Genomic DNA, 25,969 nt, shown 5'->3' on the forward strand with positions numbered 1-25,969 from the left:
ATTGCTATGAAGATCGTCGAAGCTCATCTCGTCCAGCTGGCCGCCGTTATCGAAACCGGTGGCGTGACCGAAGCCGCCGCGACGCTCGGCATGACACAGTCGGCGGTGTCACGCACCATCTCCATCCTGGAAAAGCGCATCGGCGAGCCGCTTTTCGTCTCTGGCCGCCGGCCGATGCAGCCCACCCCGCTCGGCGAGCAACTGGGCCAGCAGGGCAAGTCGATCCTGGCATCGTCGCGCAAGGCGATGGAGATCATCCGCAGCTTCAAGTCGGGATCGTCCGGCCGGGTGCGCATCGGCGGCGTGCCCTTCTTCATGGATGCCGTCGTCTCGCCGATGATCGCCTCGTTCCAGCGCGGCGAGCCGGGTATCATGGTGCACCAGTCCTATGGCAATTATCCCGACCTCGTCGCCGAACTGGATTCTGGCCAGATCGATCTCGCGGTCACGCCGACCGGGTCGGTCGACATGCGAGCCGATCTTCATTTTGAGTCGATCCTGCCGGCACGCAACGTGCTCGCCTGCGGCGCCGGCCATCCGCTGGTACGCAAGCGCAGCGTCGCGACGGAGGATATCGTCAACTACCCCTGGGTCGCACCGCTGCCAGGCTCGCCTCTGGTGCTCGACCTGCACAATATCCTGCTGACCCTCGGGCTCGAGGAAGTCGGCCTGCGCTATGCCGGCGGCTCGCTATTCAGCGTCGTGAACTATCTTGCCGGCACCGACGCGCTGGCGATCCTGCCGCATTCCGTGGCCTATGCCTTTCGCGGCGAAAACAAGATCACTATCATTCCGCTCGACATTCCGCAGCCCGAAAGGGTGCTGGGGATCATGACCCGCAAGAAGCCCTATTCGAACCCCGCCGGCCGCAAGTTCCTGGGCCATCTCAGGCGGGAGTTCTCCGAACTACGCCGTGCGGTCGAGAAGCATGAAAAGACGATTCACTGGGTCCAGGGACCGTTCATGGGCGAGCGCGAGCGCAAGACCGCCACGGAATAGGATTCGCGCGCAAAAACAAGGACGCGGCGACCGCGTCCTCCTACGATGCCCTATGTCTAAAGCTATCAAGCCTTGCAGCGGGACAGCACGAAATCGTGCGTCACATCCCAGAAGTCGTCGGCGAATTCATAGGTCCTGGCACGCCCGGGATCATGCACCTTATCAAACTTGGCGAGCAGGCTTTCCTTGACCCCGAAGACCGCGTCCGAATGGATATAGGGATCGTCGGGGTCGAAGATATGCGTCGTCAGCGTCTCGAAGCCACCGGCGCTGACGATGTAATGAAGATGCGCCGGACGATAGGGGTGGCGGCCGAGATTGCCGAGCAACTGGCCGACAGGGCCATCGTCCGGGATCGGGTAGTATTTCGGCTTCACGGCACGGAACCAGTAATGTCCGTCCGGCCCAGTTCGGAAAATGCCGCGCAGGTTAAACTCGGGCTGGATACCCTTCTGCTGCACGTCGTAGAAACCCTCGTCATTGGCCTGCCAGACATCGATCACGGCATTGGCGATCGGCCTGCCTTCCGTGTCGAGGATGCGGCCCTCGATCACCATGTCCTCGCCCTTGCTGTCGAGGCAGATATTGGCACCCATCGGCAATTCCGGCGCATCGGCCACGTGGAAGGGGCCGAGCACCGTGCTCTCGGAGGCGCCCGAGGGTTTTCTGTTGTTGATCGCGTCGACCAGCATCGAAACACCAAGCACGTCGGACAGCAGGATGAACTCCTGCCGCCATTCGTTGCACATCTGGCCGGTGCGGGTGAGGAACAGGATGGCCTGCATCCATTCGTCCTGCGTCGGCTCCAGTTCCTTCACCGTCTCGTGCAGCTTGCGGGTGATGACTTCCATCACTTGCTTCAGCCGCTCGTCCTTGGCGCCGGCATTGCGGCCGGTCACGACCTCGACCGAGTTCTCCTCGGTGAAATAGCCCTTCTCATGCGCTTCCATGTTCGCCTCACCGGTCCAGGATTGTTTTCAACACGCGGCGCAGTTCGCCGGCGGGATCGGCCGCCAGGCCTTCCGAACGCCAGGCGACGTGGTGGTCGGGCCGCACCAGGATGACGCCGGCATCGCCGACTTCGCGGGCGCGGGCCCAATCGCCATAGTGATCCTGCCATTGTTGCCGAGGCCCGATGATATGGGTGGCGATCGGCAGATTGAGTTCGGCGGACAAGGCCTCAGCCGCATCAACCCAGCCGCGGCCGCCGATGCCGGTCAGGATGGTGAACCTGCCATGGCCACAGAGATCGAGCGTCGAGGCTTTCTTGTTGCCGTCGCCGAACAGCCAGGCATGCGGCAGACGCGCGCCGGGCCAGGTCGTCTGCTCGAAATGCAGTTCGTTGTCCTGCGTGAAGGCGGGCTCGGGCTGGTCCTCAACTGCGACTGCCGCTGACTTGTAACGATGATTCATCTCGACGCCGTGGGCGTCGAATTCGTAGACCTTGAAGGCGATCGCCTCGCGCAGAGCAGCCCGCTGGGTCTCGGCCGCGGGCGTGTCGTCGCAGCGACGGTCCATATTCTCCTGCATCTTCACCGGATCGATGGAATCGAGCAGGCCGAGCGCGCCGAAGATCGGGCCGAATTCTTCGATCGACTGGTTGGCACGGGTGACGATCTGCTTGGCGACAGGCGCGCGCTCCTCGGTATAGGTCTCGAGCAGGCCGGGGCCGGCCTGGCCCCTGACGACCATGGCGAGCTTCCAGGCGAGGTTGAAGCCGTCCTGGATCGAGGTGTTGGAGCCGAGCCCGTTCGACGGCGGATGGCGGTGGATCGCGTCACCTATGCAGAAGACCCGGCCCTTGTGGGCGCGCGCGGCATAACAATTGTTGACCGTCCAGGTCGAGACCGAGGTGACTTCGATGTCGATATCGGGATCGCCGATCAGGTCGCGGGCCACGCCCTCGGCAAAGGCATTGTCGACATCGGGCACGCCCTGGGTGATATCGTAACCCCAGTTGATCAGCCACTCGTTCCACGGCCGGATCATGCGGACGAGACCCATGCCGATGCCGCCGACATTCGAGCCCGGCTGCAGCACCCAATAGAGCACCGAGGGACGGTGGGCCACATAGCGCGTAAGATCGGCCTTAAACACGATGTTCATCGAGCCGGCGACGCCCATCTTGCCCTCGAACGGCAGGCCGATATGCTGCGCCACCAGCGAGTTGCCGCCATCGGCTCCAACAAGATATTTCGAGCGGATGGTGAAGTCCTTGCCGGTCAGCCGGTCGCGGCAGGTCGCCGTCACGCCATCGGCATCCTGCACGTGGCTGACATATTCCGTCGACATCCTGGCCTGCGTGCCACGCGAGCAGGCGGTCTTGAACAAAAGCGGCTCCATGAAGGTCTGCGGCAAGTCGTTCATCTCTGTCGGCGAAGACAGCAGATGCTCCGCCTTGGACTTCGGATGGTTACCCCAGGTCTTAAGCCGGCCCAGCTCCTCGCCGGCAATGGACGTGCAGAACACGTTCTCGCCCATGATCTCCTGCGGGCTGCAATGGAGATAGGCCTCGGCCTCGACCTCGCGGCCGAGGTCGCGCAACACCTCCATGGCCCGTTGGTTGGTGATGTGGGCACGCGGCGTGTTGGCGAGCCAGCGATAGCGGTTGATCGCCATGTTCTCGACGCCATAGGTGGCGAGCAGCGCCGCAGTGGCCGAGCCCGCCGGGCCGGTTCCAATGATCAATACGTCGGTTTCGATGTCAGCCATCAGGCACTCCCTCGTTCGTCTTTGTTTTTGGGCTGGTCCGCCAGGATGCGGCGGACGGGAAAGAGCTGGATTCCGGTGCGGTCGGTGAATAGGCCCCACAGGCCGCGCGGCGCAAACAGCATGATCAGAATGCCGATCAGGCCGAGGATCAGCAGATACCAGGAGCCGTAGTCGGCAAGCAGGTTCTGCAGGATGTAGAAGACGATCACCCCGACGATCGGCCCTTCGATCGTGCCGATGCCGCCGATCACGACGATGAAGATCACGTAAGCCGTCCAGTCCGGTACCGAGAAGGCGGCGTCCGGCGAGATGCGCGCCTTCTGCACGTAGATCAGCGCACCGGTGAGGCCGGTCGCCAGCGCTGCGACCAGATAGACGAAGGATTTGGTCCAGAGCGGGTCGACGCCGACGGAGCGCGCCGCCTCGCGGTTGTCGCGTACGGCAGCGAGGCCAAGTCCCCGCTTGGATCGCAGCAGCTTGTAGATCGAGCCGATGGTAACCACCGCCAGGAGCAGCGCCAGCCAGTAGCAGACGATGTCGGTCGCCTGCGGCCCACGCATGCCCAGCAGATCGGCGACGAAGCGGACGCCGAACATATCACGCGCAGCACCCGAGGGCAGCGAGGTGCCGGTGCCGCCGCCCAGTGCCTTCCACTGTGCGAGCGAGAGCCGCACGATCTCGGCGATCACCCAGGTGCCGATCGCGAAATAGGCTCCGTGCAGGCGGAACACGAAGAAGGCGGTCGGTACGGAGAGCGCGAGCGCCGCAAGCCCTCCGAGCACGATGGCCGCCATCGGATCCATTCCAAGCAGGCTGACGCCGCCGAACATCGCATAAGCGCCGAAGCCGACGAAAGCTTGCTGGCCGACGGAGACGAGGCCGGCATACCCCGCGAGCAGGTTCCAGCACTGCGCCAGCACCAGCATGGTCAGGATGGAGAACAGGCCCTGGATCACGGCACGCGGCGCGAAGAGCGGCGTTGCGGAGGCGAGAGCCACCACCGCGAGGATCAGCAGGATGGAAACCAAGGAACCGTGCGTGCGCGTCGAGACGGACCAGGATGTGGAAACGTTGCCTGCCATCTCAGTCCACCGCCCGAGGGAAGAGGCCGCGGGGCCGGACGATCAACACCAGCAGGAAGGCGACATGCCCGGCGAGAATCTGCCATTCCGGATTGACCGCCGCACCCACCGTCTGCGCCACGCCGATGATGATGCCACCGGCCAGCGTACCCCAGAACGACCCCAGCCCGCCGATGATCACGGCCTCGAAGGCATAGATCAACCGCGCCGGCCCCATGGTCGGATCGAAATTCGCACGAGTGCCAAGATAGAGCGCGGCGATTGTCACGACCATCATCGCGATGCCGGTTGCGGTCGCGAAAATCCGTTCGGCCCGGATGCCCATCAGACCAGCAGTGGCGCTGTCGTCGGATGTGGCGCGGAAGGCGCGGCCGAGCGAGGTGCGATAGAACAGCAGGTTGAGCGCCACGATGACGCCAACGGCGGAAAGGAAGGTGAGCAGCGGCATCGTGCCGATGCTGATCGGCCCGACCTGCAACGAGGCCGTTTCCAGCGCGCCCGCCGAGATGCGACGGCTGTCGGCCGAAAAGCCTTGGAGAAGCCCGTTCTGGATGACGATCGAAAAGCCGAAAGTCACCAGCAGCGGCGGCAGAATATCGTCGCCAAGTGTGCGGTTGAGTACGAGGAATTGCAGCGCCCAGCCGAGTGCGAACATCACGGGCAGCGCCACCAAGGCGGCAAGGAATGGATTGAGCCCAAGCGCAGAGACCAGCAACAGCACCAGGAAAGCGGCCAGCACGATCAGATCACCATGCGCGAGATTTACCAGCCGCATGATGCCGAAGACGAGGCTCAGTCCCGCCGCGAAGAGCGCGTACAGGCCGCCGAGCAGAATGCCCTGGATGATCGTGTCGAGCCAGCTCATCGCGCATGCGCTCCGAAATAGGCCGCGTGGATATCCTCGCGGCTGAGTGTTGCCGGCGTGCCCGTCAGCGTCACCCGTCCCTCCATCATGCAATAGACCCGGTCGGCCACCTTCAGAGCCTGGCCGATATCCTGCTCGACAATGACGATTGCCGCGCCGGTCGCTCGGATCTTGGGAAAGGCCGCATAGATGTCCTTGACCACGACGGGCGCGAGGCCAAGGCTCACCTCGTCACAGAGCAGGACCCGCGGATTGGACATCAGTCCCCGGCCGATCGCCACCATTTGCTGCTGGCCGCCCGAAAGCGCCATGCCGGGCTTGTGCCGCCGCTCCTTCAGCACGGGAAAGAGCTCGTAGATTGCATCCAGTGTCCAAGTGCCGTCGCCGCTGCGGCCGTATTTGCCGATCAGCAAATTCTCCTCGACCGACAGCGAGGGAAAGAGGCGCCTGCCTTCCGGCACCATGGCTATGCCGAGCCGCACGACGTCGGGCGCGGACAGCGCGCCGATCTCGGCGCCGGCAAAGCGGATATGGTTTGGCGCATTGCGGATCAGCCCGGAGATCGAGCGCAGTAGCGTCGACTTGCCGGCGCCATTGGCGCCGATCACGGCCACCGTCTCGCCTTCGTTCAGCATCATGTCGACACCGAACAGCGCCTGGAAGTCGCCATAGAAGGCCGTCAGGCCGTGTGTCTCGAGCACCGCCATTAGACCTCGATCCCGAGATAGATTTCGCGTACCTCTTTCGAAGCCATGATGGTGTCGGGATCGCCGATGCCTATCACCCGACCGAAATGCAGCACGACGAGCCGGCTGACCACGGAAGTCAGAGCATGCAGCACATGTTCGACCCAGATGATCGACACGCCACGGCCGTGGATCTCCCGAATCGTCTCGACGAGCTCCTGACATTCTCCTTCCGTCAGGCCGCCGGCGATCTCGTCGAGTAGCAGGATCTTGGGGTCGGTGGCTAGCGCCCGGGCGAGTTCGAGTCGCTTGCGCTGCAGCAGCCCAAGCGTCCCCGCCGGCTGGTTCGCCTTCGGGTAAAGCCCGATCTTGACGAGAATGTCGACGCATCGATCGCTGACTTCGCGCTCGGTCTTGCGTGAGCCGAAGGCCGCTGCGACCAGCAGGTTCTCGAAGACCGTCAGCTTTTCGAACGGCTGCGGGATCTGGAATGTCCGGCCGATGCCGGCAAGACATCGCGCCATCGGCGGCTGCCGCGTCACGTCGACGCCATCAAGCCGGATGCTGCCTGCGTCGACACGAATGTTGCCTGTTATCAGGTTGAAGAGGGTAGATTTGCCGGCTCCGTTCGGCCCGATCACTCCGAGCGCCTCGCCACTTTCCAGCGCAAACGAAACCTGGTCGGCGACTTTCAGGGCGCCGAAGCTTTTCGATAGCTGGTCGAGCACGAGTAAGGGCATCAGGGTCTCGGGTTTCAGGCTTCCGTTGCACTGGCGGCCGGGGCTGAGCGCCGGGCCGATCGCGCGGTAGGTCCACCGCCTGGGCGTTGGCTCAGGCGATGGCTTCCATCTTGCCGCCCATCGGGATATTCGGCGCCGTCTGGTTGTCGACGATGATGAGGTCGTAGCCGCCGCCGTCCTTTAGGCGCCACTGGCCGCCGACAAGCGGAGTCTTGGCGATGTTCTTGGTCGCGAAAGGCGGTACGTTTGCGCCGTCCCAGGCGACCCTGCCGACGATCGTCTCGAGGTTCGTGGCGGCGATGGCCGAAATCACGGCCGCGCTGTCGTTCGGATCGGCCCGCTTCATCACGTCAGCCGCCACTTCGAACAGCGCATGGATGAAGCCGATTGGCTGGGTCCAGGGACGACTTGTCGCCGCTGTGAAGCCGTCCGCAAGATCCTTGGAGCTCTGGCCGGTCAGCGATGACTTGAACGGATGACTTGCCGACCACCAGACTTCGCTCGAGAGGTTGTGGCCGTTCTTGCCGAGCGCCTCGACCGCCTGAGGGAACAGGATAGCCTTGCCGATGGAGGCGACCTTCGGCTTGAAGCCCTGCTGCTGCGCCTGGTTCCAGAAAGTGGTGAAGTCCGGCGGGATCATCACGCCGGTGATGATCTCGTCGCCATCCGACTTGAAGGCGTTGATCTGCGCGGAAAAATCGTCAGTCAGGTTCTGGTAGCGGCCGGGGTCGTTGAGCGTATAGCCGAGCTTGTCCAGGACCGGCGGGAAGCCAACCTGCTTGTCACCCCAGGCATTGCCGTCGCCGTCATTGGGGAATAGGCCACCGACCTTCTTGTTGGTCGTCACCTGGCCCCACATGTTGGTATAGACGGCGATGACGTCTTCAAGGCCCCAGAAGAAGTGGAAGGCGCTGTTGAACGGTTTCCACGACGACGGGTCACCCGGATTGGCCTGCTGGCCGATGAACCAGGGCTGCCACGGCGCCATGGTCGAGATGCAGGGCACTTCCTCGGCCTCGCAGGTCGTCGCCACCGGGTTGGTCGTCTCGGGCGTCGATGCGACCAGCACCGCATGCACCTCGTCGGTGACGATCAGTTCCTTAGCGACTTCGGCGGCGCGGTTCGGGTTGGACTGGCTGTCCTTTACCACGACTTCGTAGTTCAGTCCGGCGGCTTTGGTCGCCGCCATGAAGCCGTCAATGATGAACTTGTCGGCTTCGGCGAAGGCGGCCAGCGGGCCGCTCTGCGGGCTGACATAGCCAAGCTTGATGGGGGCACCCTGTGCGATGGCCGGCATGCTCAGCCCCGAGGTCGCCGCCACTGCTCCAGTTGCGGCCGCAGATTTCAGCAAATCACGTCTCGTAAACATATGCCTTCCTCCTCCCAAAAGAATTCAATATGGCGGACGGTGTCCGCTCCATGCGTCCTGCAAGAGCGCGCGGATCAATCCATGATCGATCGGCCGCGGGTTCGAGTAGGGACTTCTGGTGGCGATCTCGGCCGCGCGGTCCAGATCAGCCTCGCTGAGGCCGAAATCCCTGAGCGCCTTCGGCGAGCCGATTGATTTCGCGAAGTCGTAAAGCGCCTGCCCGGGCGTGCCGCCACCGAAAATGTCCGAGATCGGCTTCATCAGTTCCGGCACGGCTGATGCATTGAAGCCGATCGTGTGCGGCAGCATGATCGCATGCGTCTCCGCATGCGGCGTGTCGAAACTGCCGCCCAATGTGTGACAGATCTTGTGATGTAGCGACATCGAGGTCTGGCCGAGCACAGTGCCGCAAAGCCACGCGCCGTAAAGTGCTTTCTCGCGGGCTGAACTGTCACGCGGGCTTTCGATAATAGCAGGCAGCGCTTCCTTGAGCGCCCGCATCCCGTCGATGGCCATCATTGACGTGATCGGGTTGCGGTCCGGCGCATAGAGCCCTTCGGCGGCGTGCGCGATGGCGTTCAGGCCGCTGGTGATGCTCATGCCGACGGGCAAGCCGAGTGTTAGCTCCGGGTCGTAGATGACGACCTCGGGTGTGATTTTCGGGCTGCGCACGGTGGTCTTGACGCCGTTCTCCGTCTGGCCAAGGATCGGCGTCACTTCGGAACCGGCATACGTCGTCGGCACGACGATTTGCTGGATATCGGTGCGATAGGCAATCGCCTTGCCGAGCCCGGTGGTCGAACCGCCGCCGAGCGATACGATGCAATCCGCGGCGGCCTCGGCCGCGCGCGCGACGGCGCGCTCGGTAACCTCGACCGGCGTATGCATGGCCGCATCGGTGAACGTGCCGACCGAGAGCGAACCCAGCCGCGTCGACAGGGCCTGCGCATCCGCCGCCTGATGCGACGTCGAGAGCACCAGCGCGCGCCGGCAATTTAGCGCCTCGACCCATTTGCCCACATCCGCGCTCGCTCCGTTGCCGAAGACAATGCGTGCAGGACTTCCCTGGTAGCTGAACGACAGCGTCATGTCGCGCCACGTCCTTTCTTCGCCCTCACCATGACGAAGGTAAAGTCGAGTGTTGAACTCTCGCCTTTGCCTGATGGCTTGAACTCGCCGATCAGCTCTTCCTTGACGCCAAACAGGGCATCACGGGCGAGGTTTGCATCGCCGCCGTCATAGACATGCGTGCTGATCGTCTCGAAGCCATCCGCCTTGATCAGGAAGTGCAGATGTGCGGGGCGCCGGAGTGGAAAGCCAAGGCCGCCAAGCATCTGGCCAACCGGCCCGTCGCAGGGCACGGCATAGCCGCCCGGCCGGACTGTCTTGTAGCGGAAATCGCCTTTGGTGTCGGCTGTGAACACGCCGCGAAGATTGAATTCGGGTTGTTGGTCCGGTTGCTGGTTCTCGTAGTAGCCTTCATTGTTGGCTTGCCAGGTCTCGATCGTGGCACCCGCGACGGGCTGCCCATCGAGATCCTGTACATGGCCGGCCACCGCCAGAACGGGGCCGACGCCGTCGAGCGAGATATTGGAGTCGAGCGCTAATCGGGGTGCGTCGGCACGATAGAACGGCCCGCGCACCGTATTGGGCGTTGCGCTCTTCGGCCGGCGGGTATTGATCTCCTCGATGAGCGCGGTGACCCCCAAAAGGTCCGAAAGCAGCACCCATTCCTGCCGCCGTCCATCACTGGCGTGACCAACCTCGGTGAGGAATTCCACCGTCCGTCGCCAGTCGGCATGGGTCGGACGCGTCTCGCGGATGAGCTCGTGCAGGTGTTCTATGAAGGATACCATGAAAGCTTGCAGAGGCCCCTCCGCATGCTTGTCGAGCCGCTCGGCCACAAGCTGCGCAGAATTGCGCTCGCTGAACGTTATATCTGGCATGACTCCTCCCATGACGATAACTTAGCAGCCCGGAACTGAATGCTTGATAATTTTTTTCGTGATTTGTATGCGTATTTGTTATGAAGATCGACGAGCGACATCTGGTGCAACTTGCGGCGGTCGTCCAGGCAGGAGGCGTGACCGAAGGTGCGACGCTGCTGGGGCTTAGCCAGCCGGGAGTGTCGCGCACGCTTGCTATGCTGGAAAAGCGGCTCGGCGAGCCATTGTTCATCAAAGGCCGAAGGCCACTGCAGCCGACGCCGCTCGGCCGGGCCCTGGCAGACCACGGCCAGGCCATGCTCATGGCGTCGCGCAAGGCGTCCGCGTTGGTCGAAGGCTTCCGGCACGGCCGGACAGGGCTCGTGCGCGTTGGCGGCACGCCGTTCTTCATGGACGCGCTCATCGCAGGCATGATCGCCGGTTTCCAGAACGATTTTCCCGAAGTCCGTATCGAACAGAGTTATGACTATCTTCCCGAGTTGCGCGCGGCGATCGTCGCCGACCGCATCGACCTCGCCATCTGCCCGATCGATATGCTCGACGAGGGATCGGGGATGCGTTTCCAGGAATTGCTGCCGGGCCGGAACGTCGTGGCCTGCCGACTTACCCATCCGCTTTTGCTCAAGCGCAAGCTGACCGGGTCCGATTTGCTTGAGTATCCCTGGATAGCGCCGCCGCCCGGCAGTCCGCTGCTTGCCGACCTGCGCAGCCTCGTTCTCTCGCTCGGCGCAACGGAGACCAAGATCCGCTATGCTGGCGGGTCGCTGACCAGCGCGATCAACTACATGAAGGAGAGTGACGCGCTCACCATCCTGCCGCACAGCGTGGTTTTCGCCTATCGCAACGACAAGGCGATCACCGCCCTGCCGGTCAACATCCCGCATCCGGAACGCGCGCTCGGCTTGCTCAGGCGCACAGGAGACGTGGGCGCACCGGCTATCGAGGCGTTCTCGACGCATATTCGCAAAAGTTTTGAGAATCTGAGGCATCTGATCAAGCGCCACGAACAGTCCGTGATCTGGGGGATGTGAATTCGTGGCTGGCGGCGGGTGCCGCCACGCCGAATGTCAGAATGTCGCCGAATCGTCCGGCCACAGCATGACCGGTGCCGCGACGGTGTCGACCACCGGACCGAGGCCGTGCCAGGCACGGTTGGCGTAGACCAGGGCCTCGGCCTGCCGCGTGGCATGTGCACCGGGCGAGACCGATGTCAGCTCAGCCGTGACCAGACATGCCCCCCGCGTCTCCAGCCGACCTCTAAGTTCGGCCCGGAACCAGAGCTCGACCTGAGGATAATAGGGCTCGCCGCCTTCGAGCCGAGCCCATTGAACATCTGGCCCGAAGCGATCGCCGCCCGATGTCGCGCAGAGCCGGGCGAGCTGCATGTCGGCGCGGCGAACGAAGTGGACGACCACCGATGCCGCCCGCTCCACCACTTTCGCACTCGACGAGGATGCCGAGAGCGAAAAGGCGACCATGGGCGGCACCGCGCTGATCGAGATCAGTGAGCTCACCGTCAGCGCCACCGGACCTTCCCCCGCATCGGCCGTGATGATCGCCACGCCCGACGGGTGATGCCGGAACGCTGCCATGAAGGCTTCGGTGATGCCTTGGCCACCGCCAGCGGCACCCGTTTCGGCCGCCGCCACCTTGCCCGGCATGCCTCTCGCGGCCGCGCTCATTTCTTCTCGATCAGGTCGTAGAACTGCCAGACGCGATCGCTCCATACGCCGGCAATGTCGCGGCCGGCGGCGGCGACGATGTTGGGATTGATCGTGAAATGGTTCGCCGCCGTCAGCATCTCGCGATAGATCCGCTGCATCACGCCGTAACGCAACGAAGCGCCGCCGAGCGCGCGGTAGACGAAATGGCAGGCATCGACGCCGCCCTCATGCACTTCGGACTTGGCGAGATGCACAAGGCTTATCTGGCGGGTCGTCATGCGGTTGCCGGCTTCGATCGAGGCCTCCACGTCGCGCCAGACCTCGAACAGGAGGGCGCGGGCGGCGCGGACTCGGGCCTCCGCGCGGCCGAAATCGAACCAGAACTTATCGCTCTCGCCCAGCATGCCGGCACGGCCAGTCTTGGTCTTGGCATATTTGGCAGCTTCGTCAAGCATGCGACGTGCCGCACCGATCGCCCACCCGGAATGGCCTATGGCAGCGAGGCCGACGACGCCGAGGCTGAAGAATTCCTTCATACGCTGCGGCTCGGCGGTCAGAATCGGGAACACCATGTCGTCAGGAATGAAGACATCGTTGGCGGCATAGTCGATGCTGCCCGTCGCCTGTAGGCCGAGTGAATTCCAGTTCCCGAGCAACTCGTGCTCTCCGACTGGCGCATGGGCGCAGAGCACGATCACGTTGCCCTTCTCGTCCTTCGCCGGGTGACCGTTTCCATCGTCGAGCAGCGCTGCCGTATGGGTATAGGTAGCGTGGTAGATGCCGCTGGCATAGGCCCACTTGCCGTTCAGCCGATAACCGCCATCAACCTTCTTCAGCATGCCCGTCGGCGTGCCCTGGCCGGAAAACCGGTTATCGGTCTTGCCGTCGAACAGGCGGCCGATCGCCGTATCGGGCAGGAAGGCCGCCGACATCGCGCCGATGCAGGTGTGCACCATCGAGATCCAGCCGGCCGCGCCGCTGTGATAGGTGATGGCTTCAATGAGCTGAAGTCCCTGGGTCGGCGACAGCTGCGCACCACCGATATCCTCGCCGGCGAAGACATGGCTCATCCTCAGCGGCTTGAGCGCCTCGAAGGTCTCCTCGTTGAGGCGGCCGAGCTTTTCATTGTCCTCGGAATTCTTGTCGAGGATCGGGCCGACCTTGTCGACATGGGCCAGGAGGGACGCGAAGTCCGTCTTCGTGCCCCAGTAGCCTGATGCGTGCTTGATTAGTGCATTCATGACAATTCCTCCTTGATAGACCTGATCATAAAGCCCGCCTGACGGCGCCGCTCATTTGGTTTCACCCGGCGAGGAAGTCGCCGATGGCAGTGACGGTGCGCGGATCTTCCTGCATAGCGAAATGGCCGACCTCCTTGATGATCAGCGTCAGCGCATTGGGAATGCTCTTTTCCCAGATCGGCGCCTGCGAGGCCGGCAGCATGCGGTCCTTGTCGCCCCAGACGATAAGTGTCTCATTCGGAATCCGGCTCAACCAACGGCCGAGATTGGGGTGACCGAAACCATGCCCCTTGAGAATGTTGCCGAGCGCCGGGCCTTCCTTTTCGCGTGCCGCGACGAAATCCTCGACCGAGGGGCATTCCGAACCGCCGGGGAAATAGCGCGCCGCGACTTCGACATTGTGGGCCAGATATCCAGGCAATTCCTGCGGCGGGACCGCGCCAAGATCGGTGCCGGGATGGTCCGTGTGATTGAGGCCGGCCGGGGCGTTCAGCACCAGCTTGCCAAACTGCTCGCCAGAGACGGCGGCGATTTCGGCCGCCATCCAGCCACCCATGGAATGTCCGACCAGATGCGGCCGGTCGAGGCCGAGCGCTTTGACGAGATGGAGGTTATGGACCACCATGTCCTGCATGCCGGCAATATGCGGCGCCTCGCCGCTCTCGCCGAATCCGGGATGGAAGGGAAGGTAAACGCGGAACCGATCCGCCAGCCCGCGCGCCCATTCATGGCCCTCGAGCGTGGCCGCGCCATGCAACGCTAGCACCGCGGGGCCGCGACCGATCGCCTTCACCACCGTTCGGACGCCGTCGATATCCTGGGTCAGAGTTTCAAATTCCATTGAATATCCTCCTCATACAATCAATCTGTCAGGCCGCGTCGGCGGCGATCAGCACCTTGCACTGCGTCGTCCGGCGCTTGAGTGCCTCGAAGGTCTCGGGCACTTCGCCGAAACCGATCCGGTCGGTGATCAACGCTTGCGGGCGATAGCGGCCCGGCTCGAGTGCCGCGAGCGCGGTCTCGAACTCGGTCATGTTGAAGAACACCGCGAAGATGAGCTGGATTTCCTTCGACAGCGCCGCGAACGGATCCCAGTCGTCACCGCCGACGCAGAGGCCGACGCCGACCACGGTTCCGTGGACCCGGACCAGTTTGCAAGCGAAATCGATCAGGCCGCGTTTGCCCACGCATTCGAAGACAATGTCGGGCTCGCCGCTGCTCTTGCTCCGGAACTCCTCCGCGAGACCGGGACCAGACAGGGCAAAACCAGTCGCGCCGATGGCCGCCGCGCGCGCTTCCTGATGTCGGTTGATATCGGCGACGATGACCTCGCGCGCACCATGCCGGCGCGCCCAGAAGGCGACGAGCAGGCCGATCGGCCCCGCGCCAAGGATCAGCACGCGGTCGCCGGGTTTCAGGCCGGACCGCATGACGCAATGAAGCGCCACGGCGACCGGCTCGGCCAGCGCGCCCTCTGATATCGGCAGGTCGTCGGGAAGTATGCGGCACTGGCGCGCCGCCACGGTGGTGAATTCGGCATAGCCGCCGCCGATCAGCCGCATCTCGGCGCACCAGGCCGGCTCGCCACGCTTGCAGCTGTCGCAATGGCCGCAACCACGCATCGGCGTCACGGCCACCCGGTCGCCCGGCCTGAGCGTGGCGACGGCGCTGCCGCAGCTTACGACCTCGCCGGCAAATTCATGGCCGAGTACGTCATATTGCTTGAGGCCGAAGGTTTTGGGGTCCTCGGTCATGTGGAGATCGGAGCCGCAGATGCCGCAGGCGGCGATCTTGAGCAGGACCTCATCATCAGCCGGCTCCGGCACCGGGCGTTCGCCGACTGTTAAAGGCAGTCCGACACTATCGAAAAGCACAGCCTTCATGTCCGGTCCTCCATCAGGCGCCGTCGTGTTGGGAACCAGGGGGCGTCGACGACCTTGCAGATCAGGCCCCAGATGCCGCCGCGGGCGAAGAGCGCCATGAACAGGGTCATAAGGCCGAGGACCACGAGATAGGTCGCGCCATATTCGCCGAACCAACGCTCGGCGAAGAAGTAGATCAGCGCGCCGATCAGCACGCCTTCCAGCGATCCCAGCCCGCCGACCATGACGATGAAAATTGCGATATTGGCCCAGTTAGGATCATAGGCTGAGGGTGGTGTTATGCGCAGTTGGGCCATGAAATAGATGGCGCCCGCAAGGCCCGTACCGACGGCTGCAGCCACCCAGATCAGGAAGCGCAACCGGCTGACATTGACGCCCTGGCTTGCTGCGGCGACAGGATTGTCGCGCATGGCGATCAAGGCCAAGCCGTAACGCGAGCGCAGCAGTAGGTAGCTGCCGCCGACCGTCATCAGCAGCATCAGCGCGCAGAGCAGGGATACACCCACGGCGCGTTCGGTCGGGGAATAGGTGGTCATGACGCGCAGGCTCATTCCAGCGCCGGCATTGACGTAGCCGAATACGGAGGTCGCCAGCCGCACCACCTCGGCCACGACCCAGGTGCCGATCGCGAAATAGGGTCCGTCGAGCCGGTGCAGCAGGCCATAGGTGGGGATGGCGAGCAACGCCGGCGCGATCATCGCCAGCACAACGGCAACAAAGGGATTGATGCCCCAGAGCTGGGCCATCACGAACATCATGTAGGCGGCGACGCCGACAAAGACTTGTTGGCCGACCGACACCAGGCCGGCATACCCTCCCAGCAGGTTCCACATCTGCGCCACGGCGATGTAGCAGCACAGCTCCACCACGTCTCGGATCAGGCCCTGGCTGGCCCAAAGCGGCATCGAGGCAACGGCAAAGAGCACTACGATGCCGAGGCCCATTGCGATGATGCCCGACATGGTCTGGCGCTGGACCCGGACCGGCGGAAGATCCATGGCATCGGTCGGGCCTGGAGCGGGAGCGGTTGCGATCGCTTGGGTCACGGTCTCAATCCTTTCCGAGAAGGCCCTGCGGCCGCAACGCGAGAATGAGCAGGAAGACGAGATGGCCGGCCAGGATGCCGAAGCCGGGATCGATGCGGAAACCGAACGACTGGCTGATGCCGAGCACCATGGCACCGATGAAGGCACCCCAGATCGAGCCCATGCCGCCGATGATCACCGCTTCGAAGGCGTAGATCAGTTGGAAGGCGCCATCGGCGGGCGACACCGTTGAGCGCATCGACTGAAACACGGCGGCAAAGCCAAGTATGGCGACCGCCAGCGCGGTGGCGCCGGCATAAACGTTTTTTGGGTTGACGCCGGTCATTGCCGCTGCCTCGACATCGGCCGACGCTGCGCGCAACGAACGGCCGAAGCGGGTATATTGCATCGTCGTTGCCAACCCCGCCGTCAGTATGGTCGCGGTGATCAGCACGATAACGGGCAGCACGCCGACGAAGAGCGGCCCGAGTTGGAAGGAGGCCTGGGCAATGCCGCCGCTCGGCAGCGAGCGGGTGTCCGCCGACCACACCTGCAACATCGCATTCTGCAGCGCGGTCGACAGGCCGAAGGTCGCGATCAGCGACGGCAGCGGGTCTGCGCCGACCACCCGATCGAGTATGAGCCGCTGCAGGATTAGGCCGATGATGCCGCCGAGCGCCACCAGCACCACCAGCACCGCCCACGGGCCGAGCCCGAAGGTCGAGGCGAGGCTGATCCCGATCAATGCCAGCAGGATCATCAGGTCGCCATGCGTGATGTTTACCACGCGCATAACGCCGAACATCAGCGCCATGCCGAGCGCATATTGCGCATAGAGGCCGCCGAGCAGAATGCCCTGGACCAGTCCGTCAAGCCACTGCATGGGATGCTCCGAAATAGGCTTCGCCGATCTCCTCGCGGGACATGTCCGCCGACCGGCCGGTCAGGGTCACGCGGCCCTCCAGCATGCAGTAGAGCCGGTCGGAGGCCGATTTGGCGAGACCGACGTCCTGCTCGACCAGCACGACGGCGGTGCCATTCCTCGAGATCGCGGGGATGGATTGATAGATTTCCTTGACGACCTTCGGCGCCAGGCCAAGACTGATCTCGTCGCAAAGCAGCAAGCGAGGTTGGTTGAGTAGCGCACGCCCGATGGCGACCATCTGCTGCTGACCGCCGGACAGGGATTGCACAGGCACTGCCTGCTTTTCCTTGAGGATCGGAAACAGCGCGTAGACGCGCTCGATCGTCCAGACCTCGCCATGTCCCGGGGCGGCATGGTCGATCGCCACGCGCAGATTGTCGAGGACGGACATCCCGGCGAAGAGCCGGCGACCCTCTGGCACGATCGCCACGCCATCGGCCACCATGCTATGCGGCTTGCTGCCACCAACCGGGCGGCCGTCGAGACACACCATGTCGGGTGCCACTTTGATGAGGCCCATGATCGATTTCAGCAGGGTGGATTTGCCGGCGCCGTTTGCGCCGATCAGGGCCACGATCTCTCCCTCGGCGATTTCGAGATCCACGCCGTAGAGCGCCTGGAAATCACGATAGCGGGCCTTGAGCTGGTGCGTGGACAGAAGCGTTTTGGTCATGCCTCGATCCCCATGTAGACACGTCGTACTTCGGGGTTCTTGATGACCTCGTCTGGCAGGCCCTCAGCGATTTTCTCGCCGAAATTCAGCACCATGATCCGGTCTGCCACCGCTAGTAGCGCATGCAGCACATGCTCGATCCAGACGATCGTCACGCCACGGTCGCGGATGCGTCGGATCAGTTGCACCAGCGCCTTGCCCTCCTCGTCGGTCAACCCGCCGGCGATTTCGTCGAGCAGCAGCAAACTCGGACTCGACGCCAGCGCGCGGGCCAGCTCCAGCCGCTTGCGGTCAAGCAGCGTCAGCGAGCCCGCCGAGCGGTTGGCCTTGTCGGAAAGCTCGCAGTCGCCGAGAATCCGGGCACAGAGTGCATAGCTCTGGGCCTCGCTGCGGCCGCCGCCAAATGTCGCCGCGACGAGCAGATTTTCGAATGTCGACATGCCGACATAGGGGCGTGGGATCTGATATGTGCGGCCGATGCCGATCTTGCAGCGCACATGAGGCGGCTGGCCGACGAGGCGCTGTCCGGCGAACACGAGCTCGCCGGCATCGTTCCTAAGGTCACCGCTGATCAGATTGAAAAGCGTGGTCTTTCCCGCCCCGTTGGGGCCGAGGATGCCCAGCACCTCGCCACGCCGGACATCGAAGCTGATGTCCTGCAGGACGCGCAAGGCGCCGAAGGATTTGCTCAATCCTCTCGCTTCTAGCAATACGCCGTCCAATAGCATCCTCCGCTCCCGGTTGGAGCAGGCGTAGAAACACGCCCGCCCCTCCGGTTTTCATGCATTCGGCCTGGTCTTGCAGGTCGCCGGGCGACCTCGTTGGTCAATGTGGCCCGCCCGACGTGTCCAGGCTTAGCTCGCCCAGGGGATCACCTTTATTTTCTGTTCGGGTTCGAACAGTTTGTTGACGGTGTTGTCGACGATCTTCAGGTCATAGGGCCATTTCTCACCCTTGACCCACTGGCCGCCGAAGATCGGCGTCGTCGAGACGTTCTTGTGCGGGCCGCTGGAGAAATCGACCTTGCCGATCAGCGTGTCGAGTTTCGTTGCCACCATGGCATCACGGTTGGCGGTGCGGTCGAGGGGGTTGGACGAGCGTTTGAGAATATCGATCGCGACTTCCCAGATCGCATGGCTGTAGCCGAGCGGCTGCGTCCACTGCTTCTTGGTTTCGCTCTCCCATTGGTCGGCGATGTCGCGGCTCACTTGTCCGGTCAACGTCGATTTGAAGGGGAAGGCAGGCGTCCACCACACTTCCGACGACATGCCGTCGCCGAGCGGGCCGAGTGCCTGCACGCCGCCCGGGAAAAGGAGTGCCGCCGCGACGGTGACGGCCTTGGGCTTGTATCCTTGCTGGGCGCACTGGTTGATGAAGGTCTTGAGGTCGTCAGGATAGGTGATGCCGCCGACGATCTCGCATCCGGCAGCCTTGAAGGCGGCGATTTGTGCGGAATAGTCGTTGGTGCGCGGCTGGAAAAAGCCCGGGACGGTGATCTCGAAGCCGGCCTTCTTGGTCGGCACTGGCAGACCGTAATCGTTGTTACCCCAGGTCTCGCCGTCCGCATTCTGCGGAAACAGCAAGCCTACCTTGCGGTTGGTGTCTAGCGTATTCCACAGGCCAACGAAGGTGTTGAGCGCCTCATCGAGGCCCCAGAAGAAATGATAGGTCCAGTTGAACGGCGCCTTCTGGCCGCCGCGCGGGAAGATCACCGCCTGCCACGGCGCGCCGGTCGAAAGGCACGGGCACTCGTTGAGTTCCGCCTGGTCGGCCGAGGGGCTGACGGTGTCAGTGGTCGATGCGGGCAGCAGCAGATGCACGCCATCGTTCAGGATGAGGTCGCCAGCGACTTCGGCCGCGCGGTTCGGATCGGACTGGCTGTCACGGATCAGGATTTCGACATCGAACTTGCCGGCTGCCGTCTCCAGGCCATCCTTGAGCAGGGCCTTGACTTTGTCCGCCGCCCAGCCGTCGGTTTCGCCGAACAGCGCAAGCGGACCGGTCGCCGGGGTTACGAAGCCGAGTTTGATCGTGCCGGCCGATTGCGCGCGGGCAATCATGGGTGCTCCGAGCGCCGATGCGGCCAAGCCGGCACCGATGCCCTTCAGCACGGTCCGGCGTGATGGTCTTATGATTCTCGTATTCAGGTCCACCTTCGGCTCCTCCCTTTGGTGATTTGTCGTTTGCATGCGCATTGGTGACAGCCGGCCGTTCCTCCCTGGCCGGCTGTCACATCACTTGATGCGGTTCATCGCGCCGCCATCGATGACGATCTGGCTGCCCGTGACGTAAGACGAGCATGGCGATGCCAGATAGAGTGCAAGGCCCTTGACGTCCTCCGTGTCGCCGATCCGCCCGATCAGCGATTGCTCCTCGAAAGCCTTGCGGTCCGCGGGAATCTTTAGCCGGCCGCCGGCGATGTTGGTCATGAAGGGGCCAGGCGATATGCAATTGACGAGGATACCGAACATGCCCAGTTCCATTGCCATCTGGCGGACGAAATGGTCGACGCCCGCCTTGGCGGGCATATAGGACGTGCCGACGATCGCCTCGTTGATCTGTGCCGCGATCGAGGACGTGACGATGATCCTGCCGCCGCCCGATTTCTTCATGTGCCGGGCAGAATTCTTGACTGTCGTATAGACCGATGTGAGGTTGACCTCGATGCCACGATCCCATTGTGCGTCGTCCAGCGCGTCGATAGCGCCTTCTGGAATGCGTCCGCCTTCGGTCGACAGGAAGCCCGGGCCGGGGTCGATGCCGGCATTGGCGAAGACCACGTCGATCCGCCCATGCCGTTCGGCCACGGTGTCGAAAGCGTCGCTCATTCGGGGTCTGTCGGAAACGTCGACGACCTGCCCCCAGACGTCACCGCCATTGGCCTTGATTTCGGCAACTACCGTTTCCAGCGTTGCCGCGTTCAGGTCGAATATGCAGACGCGCGCGCCATTGTCCGCCATGACCTCCGCGTATGCACGGCCGATGCCGCTGGCACCGCCGGTGACAATCACCGACTTGCCACGAACGTCGAACATTTCTCGCAATGTCGCCATTCTGTCTCCTCCCACTTCGAGAAGGCTAACAGCGAACGACCCGTGCTTTAATAATTCTTTTCAAGTTTAATATGTCTATGTGTTATGGAAGCTAGGGGTCTGGAGCCAGGTTTACTGCGATCTACGGCGGGTTATCGGCTGAGAAAAGCAATGAGCCTTTGTCGGCTCCCGCGAAGAGCCAATTGCGTCTTCCAACGCCTGTTGGGCGCAGTGCCCGTTCAGCCGCGTTGTTGTCAATCGCAGCCCGGCCCTCTTCCAGGAACAGGCAGAACGGAACCTTGCCTTGCATGCGGGACTGGCTCCCCATCATCTGTTCAGGAAAACGCGAGGACGGCCGGACCAATCATCTAACAATTAGTGCGAATTGAACATGCAAGGGGCAGAGCTCGCCGATCTCCCCCTGGCCTACGTCCTTTGCGCGTCTTTCAGACACGCGGCGCCGCAGGCGCCAGCCGCCGCTTGGCCATCGCCAAAAGCCGATGCGCCGCGACGTTCTCGGCATAGTCCCGATAGGCGGGATCTCGGCTCAGCATGCGCTCTTCGGCGCGGGCGCGCAGCAAATAGATAAGACTGATGATCGCCAGCATGCCAGCCCGCGCAAGTCCTTCGGCCAGGCCACTGGCGATGAAGCTCGGAAACGCAAACAGCCACCAGGCGATGTTCTTCGAGACATAGGCCGGATGTTTGATGAAGCGGTAGGGGCCTGATGTGATGATGCCGCGATGGGTCAGGTTGGAAAATCGCGGTCCGAAGGCGACGGTCGCCCAGACGTAGATAACCGTGCAGAACAGCGTCGCGACGCTCCAGAGGATGAAGACCACCGACCCCTCCTGGATAATGCTCTCCCAACCCGGTCCGTCGCCATAAGGCACGAAGGCATGCGAAATCACCGGGAAGAACGGCTCATAGCAGATCAGGCAGACGAGCCAGCCGAGCGCCGTCGTCTCCGTCGCCCGGACATGCCATCCGAAAAGCTTGAAGGTGGCGATGTAGCCGCCGGCCGCCAGGATGACGTCGAGAAGCAAGACGAGCCGCAGCAAGCCTTCGAACCAGGCGGCTGAAAGTGAGGGAAACAGCCAGGCCGGCTTTTCGGCAAGATCGGAAAGTGCGGCTATGCCGCTTGAAAACATCAGCACGAGGAAGAAGCATTTGATCGCGAGCAGCCGCAATGCGAACAGCACGTCTTCTTCGCGAAAATCCTGCATCAGCACCGCACGGCCGACCTGGTTGAGATAATCGTCGGGCTCCTCGGCGACGAGATCGGTGACCGCGACGTAAAGAATGGTGGCGCCGACAAGAGCGATGGAGATGGGGATGGCCGTATGGCCGGCCTCGATGAACCATCGAACCGCCGACGACTGCGTGAAAAACGGAAAGATGGAACAGGCGATGACGACCGCACCCAAAAGCGCGGCGAGTCCGACAATCTTGGTTCCGATGCGCCGCCAGGAAGCGGCGGGAGCCTCATGCCGCCTCTCTCGCAATGCCCAGGCCCGGCGCGCAGCCGGTGTGCCGTCGACGACGATCCACGCCAGGAGAAGACAGAGGACCGAAAGCGCCATCGCCTTGCCAGGATCAAGCCGCAGATAGGTCGCGAGCGCAATGCCGACGAGAACGCCGGCAAGGGTCGCAGCTTGAGTGACCAGGGGACTCCTGGTGAGGGTATCCCTGTCCTCCGATATCGGCACGCGCTCGGCTTTCTCGATCACATTGCCGGCTGGACGGAGCGTTTCCGCGCCGCCTTCACCGCCTGCGCCAACGCTGCTTCAACTGTGAACGGTGACCGCTCTTCCGGCACTGAGATCATCGCAAGGTCGAGCTTGTCATAATCGACCATGTAATAGCCCGATCCGGTAGCGATGACCGCATCGGGTCTGATCGTCAACAGGTCCTGCGCCATCGTGCCGATGAACATCGGCCCGCCCCAGATGTAACGGAAAGCATAGATTGGAATACCTTCAGCCGAAGTGCCAAGGCGGCGGATATCGGTCTTCAGGCGGCGATCAGACCACGAGGTACCCGAGGAGCTCGATGAACTGCTTGAACTGGAAGAGCTGCTGGAACCAGAGCCGCCGCCCATGCCGCCGCCAGAGCTGGAATTCCCACTGGAACTGTTCTCGGAGCGGGCGAAAGCCGGTTGATTGCTATTTACGGCCACTTTTCTAACGGCGGGCGTGGTTTTCCTGCCAGGCGTAACGTTCCTGGCGGGCTCCTCACTGGCGAATAGCGTCTTGGCGCCAGGGTCGAAGATGCAACTCTGCAAGATTGCGCCTGAACCTGCAAGGAAGGTCGAGCAAAGCAGAACACGGATGATGAGCTTTCTTGTCATGTAGGGCGCCCCCGGATCGCCGTTTAGAAGAGATCGTACCTCGGATTTCGCTTTACCCATGTCGCCTTGGCGAGCTGAACGAGCCTGTCATCGAGCGATTTGGTTTTTGGAAGCGCCTTTTGTTCCTGAGCGGTCAGCTCGGCGGCAAAGGTCTCCTCCACTTTCTTCTTGGCGGCATTCGGCAAGGCCTTGAGCGCCGCCTTTGCCTGGTTCTTCGGATCGCCACTGCCTGGCATGTTGACGGCGGTCGCCAGCGCGAAATAACGGGCCGCCGTTACCAGGTGGTCAGCGTCCGCAGCGTCTTCCTTCGCCAGTATCGCGCGGTCGAGTGCACCCCAATAGTCGCCACGTTCGGCGCCCATCTCCAGCCACTTCGCAGCTTCCGCCTTGTCCGCGGCAACGCCGATGCCGTCGCGGTACATGCGCCCGAGATTAGTCGGGGCATAGGGTTGACCGCCCTCTGAAGCCCGCGTGAAAAGGTCGAGCGCTTTCGGGAGATCCTCCGGGGCGCCTTTTCCGAAACGGTAGACGAGCGCAAGATTGTTCAGCGAATAGATGTCGTTGCGCTGGACGCCGGCTTCGTAGAAGCGGATGCCGCGCTCCGGATCAGCCGGAACGTTGACGCCGTTCAGGAAGATATAGCCGAGCTCGTTCATCGCGTAGGTATGGCCGAGATCGGCGGCCTGCAGCATCAAGCGTAATCCCAGCTGCTGATCGGCCTTGGTGCCGCGGCCGTAGTAGAGGGCCTTGCCGTAGCTGTGCAGGGCAAAGGGATCGCCCTTGGCCGCACCAGCCTTGGCGATCTCGCTTGCCTTGGTTGCATCGCGCGGAACGGAGGCGCCGGACTCGTAAAGGCTCGACAATTCGTAGATTGCCCGGACATGCCCGGCATCCATCGCCTGCTTGATCGTTGCGAAAGCCGTCTTGGTGTCGCGGTTGGCAAGCTGGGCGCGGCCGAGCTGGTAGACGAAGCGGGCCACCTCGGGATAGGCCTTTATCGCCTCGGTGCAGGCCGGCAGGGCATCATCGGGGTCGATTTCGTTCGGCAGCTTGCCTGCGGTCACGCCCTGCAGGTCGAGGGGTGCGGCGGCTGCGGTGTCGCAGGCGTCGAGCACCGGCTTGAAGGTGACGGTGGCGGGCGGCAGATCGTCGTTGGCGGCCTGCAGCGTCAGGGCGAAAGGCTGATTCTCCGTGCCGATCTGCGGCTCGTAGGAAAGGCCCGGAATATCGGCTGCCTCAAGCACATGGCCGAGCCCGATTACCCGGTCTCCGGCGCGCAGCGTGCCCTTGTCGGGTAGGGCTGCGACCTTGAAGGTCATTTCCGCCGCCGATGCCGGCACGACCGGCAGGCTGGCCGCGACGGGGCCGACGCCGATCGTCGTGCCGACGTCGCGCGACAGGGTCTTCAGATAGGCGTCGGCATCGGCAAGCCGCACCTCTTTTTGCTGTTCGAGCTGGGCGAGTTTGGCGCCGGCATCCGCCGAGACGGTGATCGCGACGACGCCCTGCGTCGCCTGGCCATAGGGATCACTCACGGTGTAACCGATCAGGCCGACGGTTCCGGCGGTAACACCTGAGGAATCATAGGTCAGCGCCGTCAGCGCCGCGGCGGGCATCTTGGCGCCCTGCTCGACCGGCTTGCCGTCGAAGGTGAGTTTGCCGGTCTGGGGAAGTTGGGTCAGGGTGACGAGCAGCGTCGAGCCGGTTTCGTCATGCGGCGGGGCGATCGGCAGCTTGGTGGCGGCAGCACCTTCCGGCACGCTCACCTGCTGCATCGACTCGACGCTTGGCGGCGGCGGCGCCGGAATGAAATAGAAGCTGTCCATCAGCGAGGAGTTTTCCCAGGGGACCTGCTTGCCGCCGGTCATGGCGATGACGTCGCGGCGCACATCGGTCAGCACCTGGCGGATTTCCTTATTGGGTTCGCTGGCGCGTTTGATGAAGGATTCGGAATAGGGGCTCAGCGCCCCGGTGCCATCGAGCGCCACCTGGCCGGGTTCCGTGGAAAAGGCGATCAGACTGCCGAGATCGCTGTCGATGCGCGCAAGCCCGCGGGTGGCGCCGACCGGTTCCAGTTTTTCCGCCATCCAGAATTTCTGAGCGTTGAACGGATTGTTGCGACAGGCATCGAGGAAGATCAACTGCACCCGCGAATTCTGCTTGAGATGGTTCAGGATGAGGTCGAGCGGCATGGTCTGCGTCTCGACGTCATAGGGCGTTTCCAAGGTCGCATCGACCGGCACGATGAAATTCTGCCCGCCCACCTGGATGCCGTGGCCCGAATAATAGATCAGGCCGGCATCGGCATTGCTGGTCGAACGCAGGAAGCGGCGCACCGTATCCTCGAGCCCGATGCGATCGACATTGATGCCGATCGTCACGTCGAAACCGGCCGCCCGCAACGTGGCTGCGACCTCTTCGACATCATTGGCGGGGTTGGGAAGCGAAGGCAGCGTCTTATAGACCGAATTGCCGATGACGAGGGCGACGCGGCGGCCGCTCTCTTGCGTGATGGCGGCATGCGCGACGCCGATCGACAGCAGTATTGCCGCCACGGTCAGCAGATAAGCGCATAGTCTCCAGGCATTGTGGAACTTGGGCATGGCTCGATCGCAAACATTCTATTGTTTAAGTTCAATAAAATTTGCTGGCCTGCTGGTGCTAGGCCCCCTCCGCATTCACCGTTTGAAAATATTCCTCACTGCTAAAAAAAGCAAGCTTCGCCCGCCTCCAAGTGAATTGGAGCAGTCCTCTCATATTGGAAGCCCATTATCGGC

The 25,969-nt window shown here is 63.0% G+C and carries 24 protein-coding genes and 1 pseudogene; 2 read left to right on the top strand and 23 right to left on the bottom strand.

All coding sequences use genetic code 11. From position 1 onward, the window contains the following. The first annotated feature begins 6 nt into the window (after nt 1-6). The gene (locus HJB84_RS06945; protein WP_221115564.1) at nt 7-999 is read left to right on the top strand and encodes a LysR family transcriptional regulator; all 993 of its coding nucleotides are present in this window, start codon (nt 7-9) and stop codon (nt 997-999) included. 65 nt (nt 1,000-1,064) lie between these two features. Here HJB84_RS06945 and HJB84_RS06950 read toward each other — a convergent pair whose 3' ends face one another. The 9 genes from HJB84_RS06950 to HJB84_RS06990 form a co-directional block, all read right to left on the bottom strand. Further along, on the bottom strand, nt 1,065-1,949 hold the full coding sequence (locus tag HJB84_RS06950; RefSeq protein WP_207585372.1) for an intradiol ring-cleavage dioxygenase: 885 nt from the start codon (nt 1,947-1,949) through the stop codon (nt 1,065-1,067). A gap of 7 nt (nt 1,950-1,956) precedes the next feature. Then, nucleotides 1,957-3,711 carry an FAD-dependent monooxygenase gene (locus tag HJB84_RS06955; protein WP_207585373.1) on the bottom strand — a complete coding sequence of 585 codons (1,755 nt, stop codon included), beginning with the start codon at nt 3,709-3,711 and terminating at the stop codon, nt 1,957-1,959. After that, nucleotides 3,711-4,793 (bottom strand): branched-chain amino acid ABC transporter permease, encoded by a 1,083-nt coding sequence (locus tag HJB84_RS06960; RefSeq protein WP_221115565.1) that lies wholly within the window; start codon nt 4,791-4,793, stop codon nt 3,711-3,713. Before HJB84_RS06960 ends, HJB84_RS06955 begins: the two co-directional genes overlap by 1 nt. Nucleotide 4,794: 1 nt before the next feature. Further along, nucleotides 4,795-5,658 (bottom strand): branched-chain amino acid ABC transporter permease, encoded by an 864-nt coding sequence (locus HJB84_RS06965; RefSeq protein ID WP_207585375.1) that lies wholly within the window; start codon nt 5,656-5,658, stop codon nt 4,795-4,797. Continuing rightward, entirely contained in the window at nt 5,655-6,365 is a 711-nt protein-coding gene (locus HJB84_RS06970) for an ABC transporter ATP-binding protein (protein WP_207585376.1), read from the bottom strand. Before HJB84_RS06970 ends, HJB84_RS06965 begins: the two co-directional genes overlap by 4 nt. Further along, nucleotides 6,365-7,084 carry an ABC transporter ATP-binding protein gene (locus tag HJB84_RS06975; protein WP_221115566.1) on the bottom strand — a complete coding sequence of 240 codons (720 nt, stop codon included), beginning with the start codon at nt 7,082-7,084 and terminating at the stop codon, nt 6,365-6,367. The genes HJB84_RS06970 and HJB84_RS06975 overlap by 1 nt, the downstream gene beginning before the upstream one ends. 91 nt (nt 7,085-7,175) lie before the next feature. Beyond that, nucleotides 7,176-8,453: an ABC transporter substrate-binding protein gene (locus tag HJB84_RS06980; RefSeq protein ID WP_221115567.1), complete on the bottom strand. Its 1,278-nt coding sequence runs from the start codon at nt 8,451-8,453 to the stop codon at nt 7,176-7,178. Between the two features lie 24 nt (nt 8,454-8,477). After that, nucleotides 8,478-9,542 (bottom strand): maleylacetate reductase, encoded by a 1,065-nt coding sequence (locus HJB84_RS06985; protein WP_221115568.1) that lies wholly within the window; start codon nt 9,540-9,542, stop codon nt 8,478-8,480. Then, the gene (locus HJB84_RS06990) at nt 9,539-10,399 is read right to left on the bottom strand and encodes a dioxygenase (RefSeq protein WP_164012378.1); all 861 of its coding nucleotides are present in this window, start codon (nt 10,397-10,399) and stop codon (nt 9,539-9,541) included. Before HJB84_RS06990 ends, HJB84_RS06985 begins: the two co-directional genes overlap by 4 nt. An 80-nt stretch (nt 10,400-10,479) precedes the next feature. On the opposite strand from HJB84_RS06990, the gene HJB84_RS06995 reads away from it, so the two are divergent. Beyond that, on the top strand, nt 10,480-11,430 hold the full coding sequence (locus HJB84_RS06995) for a LysR family transcriptional regulator (RefSeq protein ID WP_207585380.1): 951 nt from the start codon (nt 10,480-10,482) through the stop codon (nt 11,428-11,430). Nucleotides 11,431-11,466: 36 nt separating this feature from the next. Here the strand turns inward: HJB84_RS06995 and HJB84_RS07000 are convergent, their stop codons facing one another. The 14 genes and pseudogenes from HJB84_RS07000 to HJB84_RS07065 form a co-directional block, all read right to left on the bottom strand. Next, nucleotides 11,467-12,081, bottom strand: a complete 615-nt coding sequence (locus tag HJB84_RS07000) for a flavin reductase family protein (protein WP_221115569.1) — start codon at nt 12,079-12,081, stop codon at nt 11,467-11,469. Next, nucleotides 12,078-13,304, bottom strand: coding sequence for an acyl-CoA dehydrogenase family protein (locus HJB84_RS07005; RefSeq protein ID WP_221115570.1), 1,227 nt, complete (start codon nt 13,302-13,304; stop codon nt 12,078-12,080). The genes HJB84_RS07000 and HJB84_RS07005 overlap by 4 nt, the downstream gene beginning before the upstream one ends. A 61-nt stretch (nt 13,305-13,365) precedes the next feature. Further along, complete coding sequence (locus HJB84_RS07010) at nt 13,366-14,145, bottom strand: alpha/beta fold hydrolase (RefSeq protein ID WP_207585383.1); 780 nt, start codon at nt 14,143-14,145, stop codon at nt 13,366-13,368. A 28-nt stretch (nt 14,146-14,173) separates the two neighbouring features. After that, nucleotides 14,174-15,187, bottom strand: coding sequence for a zinc-binding dehydrogenase (locus HJB84_RS07015; protein ID WP_221115571.1), 1,014 nt, complete (start codon nt 15,185-15,187; stop codon nt 14,174-14,176). Beyond that, nucleotides 15,184-16,233, bottom strand: coding sequence for a branched-chain amino acid ABC transporter permease (locus HJB84_RS07020; RefSeq protein WP_311044990.1), 1,050 nt, complete (start codon nt 16,231-16,233; stop codon nt 15,184-15,186). Before HJB84_RS07020 ends, HJB84_RS07015 begins: the two co-directional genes overlap by 4 nt. Nucleotides 16,234-16,237: 4 nt before the next feature. Further along, a complete protein-coding gene (locus HJB84_RS07025; protein WP_221115572.1) occupies nt 16,238-17,095 on the bottom strand; it encodes a branched-chain amino acid ABC transporter permease in 858 nt (285 codons plus the stop codon). Then, nucleotides 17,082-17,810: an ABC transporter ATP-binding protein gene (locus tag HJB84_RS07030; protein WP_221115573.1), complete on the bottom strand. Its 729-nt coding sequence runs from the start codon at nt 17,808-17,810 to the stop codon at nt 17,082-17,084. The genes HJB84_RS07025 and HJB84_RS07030 overlap by 14 nt, the downstream gene beginning before the upstream one ends. Continuing rightward, nucleotides 17,807-18,538, bottom strand: a complete 732-nt coding sequence (locus HJB84_RS07035) for an ABC transporter ATP-binding protein (RefSeq protein WP_207585387.1) — start codon at nt 18,536-18,538, stop codon at nt 17,807-17,809. The genes HJB84_RS07030 and HJB84_RS07035 overlap by 4 nt, the downstream gene beginning before the upstream one ends. A 126-nt stretch (nt 18,539-18,664) precedes the next feature. After that, nucleotides 18,665-19,963, bottom strand: a complete 1,299-nt coding sequence (locus tag HJB84_RS07040; protein WP_311044991.1) for an ABC transporter substrate-binding protein — start codon at nt 19,961-19,963, stop codon at nt 18,665-18,667. A gap of 81 nt (nt 19,964-20,044) precedes the next feature. Beyond that, nucleotides 20,045-20,863: an SDR family NAD(P)-dependent oxidoreductase gene (locus HJB84_RS07045; RefSeq protein ID WP_221115574.1), complete on the bottom strand. Its 819-nt coding sequence runs from the start codon at nt 20,861-20,863 to the stop codon at nt 20,045-20,047. A gap of 154 nt (nt 20,864-21,017) precedes the next feature. Continuing rightward, nucleotides 21,018-21,125: pseudogene (locus HJB84_RS07050) on the bottom strand (transposase); the annotation flags it as partial. Between the two features lie 163 nt (nt 21,126-21,288). Further along, the gene (locus tag HJB84_RS07055) at nt 21,289-22,551 is read right to left on the bottom strand and encodes an isoprenylcysteine carboxylmethyltransferase family protein (protein WP_207585639.1); all 1,263 of its coding nucleotides are present in this window, start codon (nt 22,549-22,551) and stop codon (nt 21,289-21,291) included. A gap of 17 nt (nt 22,552-22,568) precedes the next feature. Further along, entirely contained in the window at nt 22,569-23,192 is a 624-nt protein-coding gene (locus HJB84_RS33490) for a tail fiber domain-containing protein (protein WP_246762884.1), read from the bottom strand. Nucleotides 23,193-23,215: 23 nt separating this feature from the next. Next, nucleotides 23,216-25,795, bottom strand: coding sequence for a caspase family protein (locus HJB84_RS07065; protein ID WP_221115575.1), 2,580 nt, complete (start codon nt 25,793-25,795; stop codon nt 23,216-23,218). Between the last annotated feature and the right edge of the window lie 174 nt (nt 25,796-25,969).

It is taken from the genome of Rhizobium sp. NZLR1b (assembly GCF_019685155.1).
Classification (GTDB): domain Bacteria; phylum Pseudomonadota; class Alphaproteobacteria; order Rhizobiales; family Rhizobiaceae; genus Rhizobium.

Excerpts from the sequence above, each read along its gene's own strand:
- HJB84_RS06945 (WP_221115564.1), top strand. The coding sequence starts at position 7 with ATGAAGATCGTCGAAGCTCATCTCGTCCAGCTGGCCGCCGTTATCGAA.
- HJB84_RS06950 (WP_207585372.1), bottom strand. The coding sequence starts at position 1,949 with ATGGAAGCGCATGAGAAGGGCTATTTCACCGAGGAGAACTCGGTCGAG.
- HJB84_RS06955 (WP_207585373.1), bottom strand. The coding sequence starts at position 3,711 with ATGGCTGACATCGAAACCGACGTATTGATCATTGGAACCGGCCCGGCG.
- HJB84_RS06960 (WP_221115565.1), bottom strand. The coding sequence starts at position 4,793 with ATGGCAGGCAACGTTTCCACATCCTGGTCCGTCTCGACGCGCACGCAC.
- HJB84_RS06965 (WP_207585375.1), bottom strand. The coding sequence starts at position 5,658 with ATGAGCTGGCTCGACACGATCATCCAGGGCATTCTGCTCGGCGGCCTG.
- HJB84_RS06970 (WP_207585376.1), bottom strand. The coding sequence starts at position 6,365 with ATGGCGGTGCTCGAGACACACGGCCTGACGGCCTTCTATGGCGACTTC.
- HJB84_RS06975 (WP_221115566.1), bottom strand. The coding sequence starts at position 7,084 with ATGCCCTTACTCGTGCTCGACCAGCTATCGAAAAGCTTCGGCGCCCTG.
- HJB84_RS06980 (WP_221115567.1), bottom strand. The coding sequence starts at position 8,453 with ATGTTTACGAGACGTGATTTGCTGAAATCTGCGGCCGCAACTGGAGCA.
- HJB84_RS06985 (WP_221115568.1), bottom strand. The coding sequence starts at position 9,542 with ATGACGCTGTCGTTCAGCTACCAGGGAAGTCCTGCACGCATTGTCTTC.
- HJB84_RS06990 (WP_164012378.1), bottom strand. The coding sequence starts at position 10,399 with ATGCCAGATATAACGTTCAGCGAGCGCAATTCTGCGCAGCTTGTGGCC.
- HJB84_RS06995 (WP_207585380.1), top strand. The coding sequence starts at position 10,480 with ATGAAGATCGACGAGCGACATCTGGTGCAACTTGCGGCGGTCGTCCAG.
- HJB84_RS07000 (WP_221115569.1), bottom strand. The coding sequence starts at position 12,081 with ATGAGCGCGGCCGCGAGAGGCATGCCGGGCAAGGTGGCGGCGGCCGAA.
- HJB84_RS07005 (WP_221115570.1), bottom strand. The coding sequence starts at position 13,304 with ATGAATGCACTAATCAAGCACGCATCAGGCTACTGGGGCACGAAGACG.
- HJB84_RS07010 (WP_207585383.1), bottom strand. The coding sequence starts at position 14,145 with ATGGAATTTGAAACTCTGACCCAGGATATCGACGGCGTCCGAACGGTG.
- HJB84_RS07015 (WP_221115571.1), bottom strand. The coding sequence starts at position 15,187 with ATGAAGGCTGTGCTTTTCGATAGTGTCGGACTGCCTTTAACAGTCGGC.
- HJB84_RS07025 (WP_221115572.1), bottom strand. The coding sequence starts at position 17,095 with ATGCAGTGGCTTGACGGACTGGTCCAGGGCATTCTGCTCGGCGGCCTC.
- HJB84_RS07030 (WP_221115573.1), bottom strand. The coding sequence starts at position 17,810 with ATGACCAAAACGCTTCTGTCCACGCACCAGCTCAAGGCCCGCTATCGT.
- HJB84_RS07035 (WP_207585387.1), bottom strand. The coding sequence starts at position 18,538 with ATGCTATTGGACGGCGTATTGCTAGAAGCGAGAGGATTGAGCAAATCC.
- HJB84_RS07045 (WP_221115574.1), bottom strand. The coding sequence starts at position 20,863 with ATGGCGACATTGCGAGAAATGTTCGACGTTCGTGGCAAGTCGGTGATT.
- HJB84_RS33490 (WP_246762884.1), bottom strand. The coding sequence starts at position 23,192 with ATGACAAGAAAGCTCATCATCCGTGTTCTGCTTTGCTCGACCTTCCTT.
- HJB84_RS07065 (WP_221115575.1), bottom strand. The coding sequence starts at position 25,795 with ATGCCCAAGTTCCACAATGCCTGGAGACTATGCGCTTATCTGCTGACC.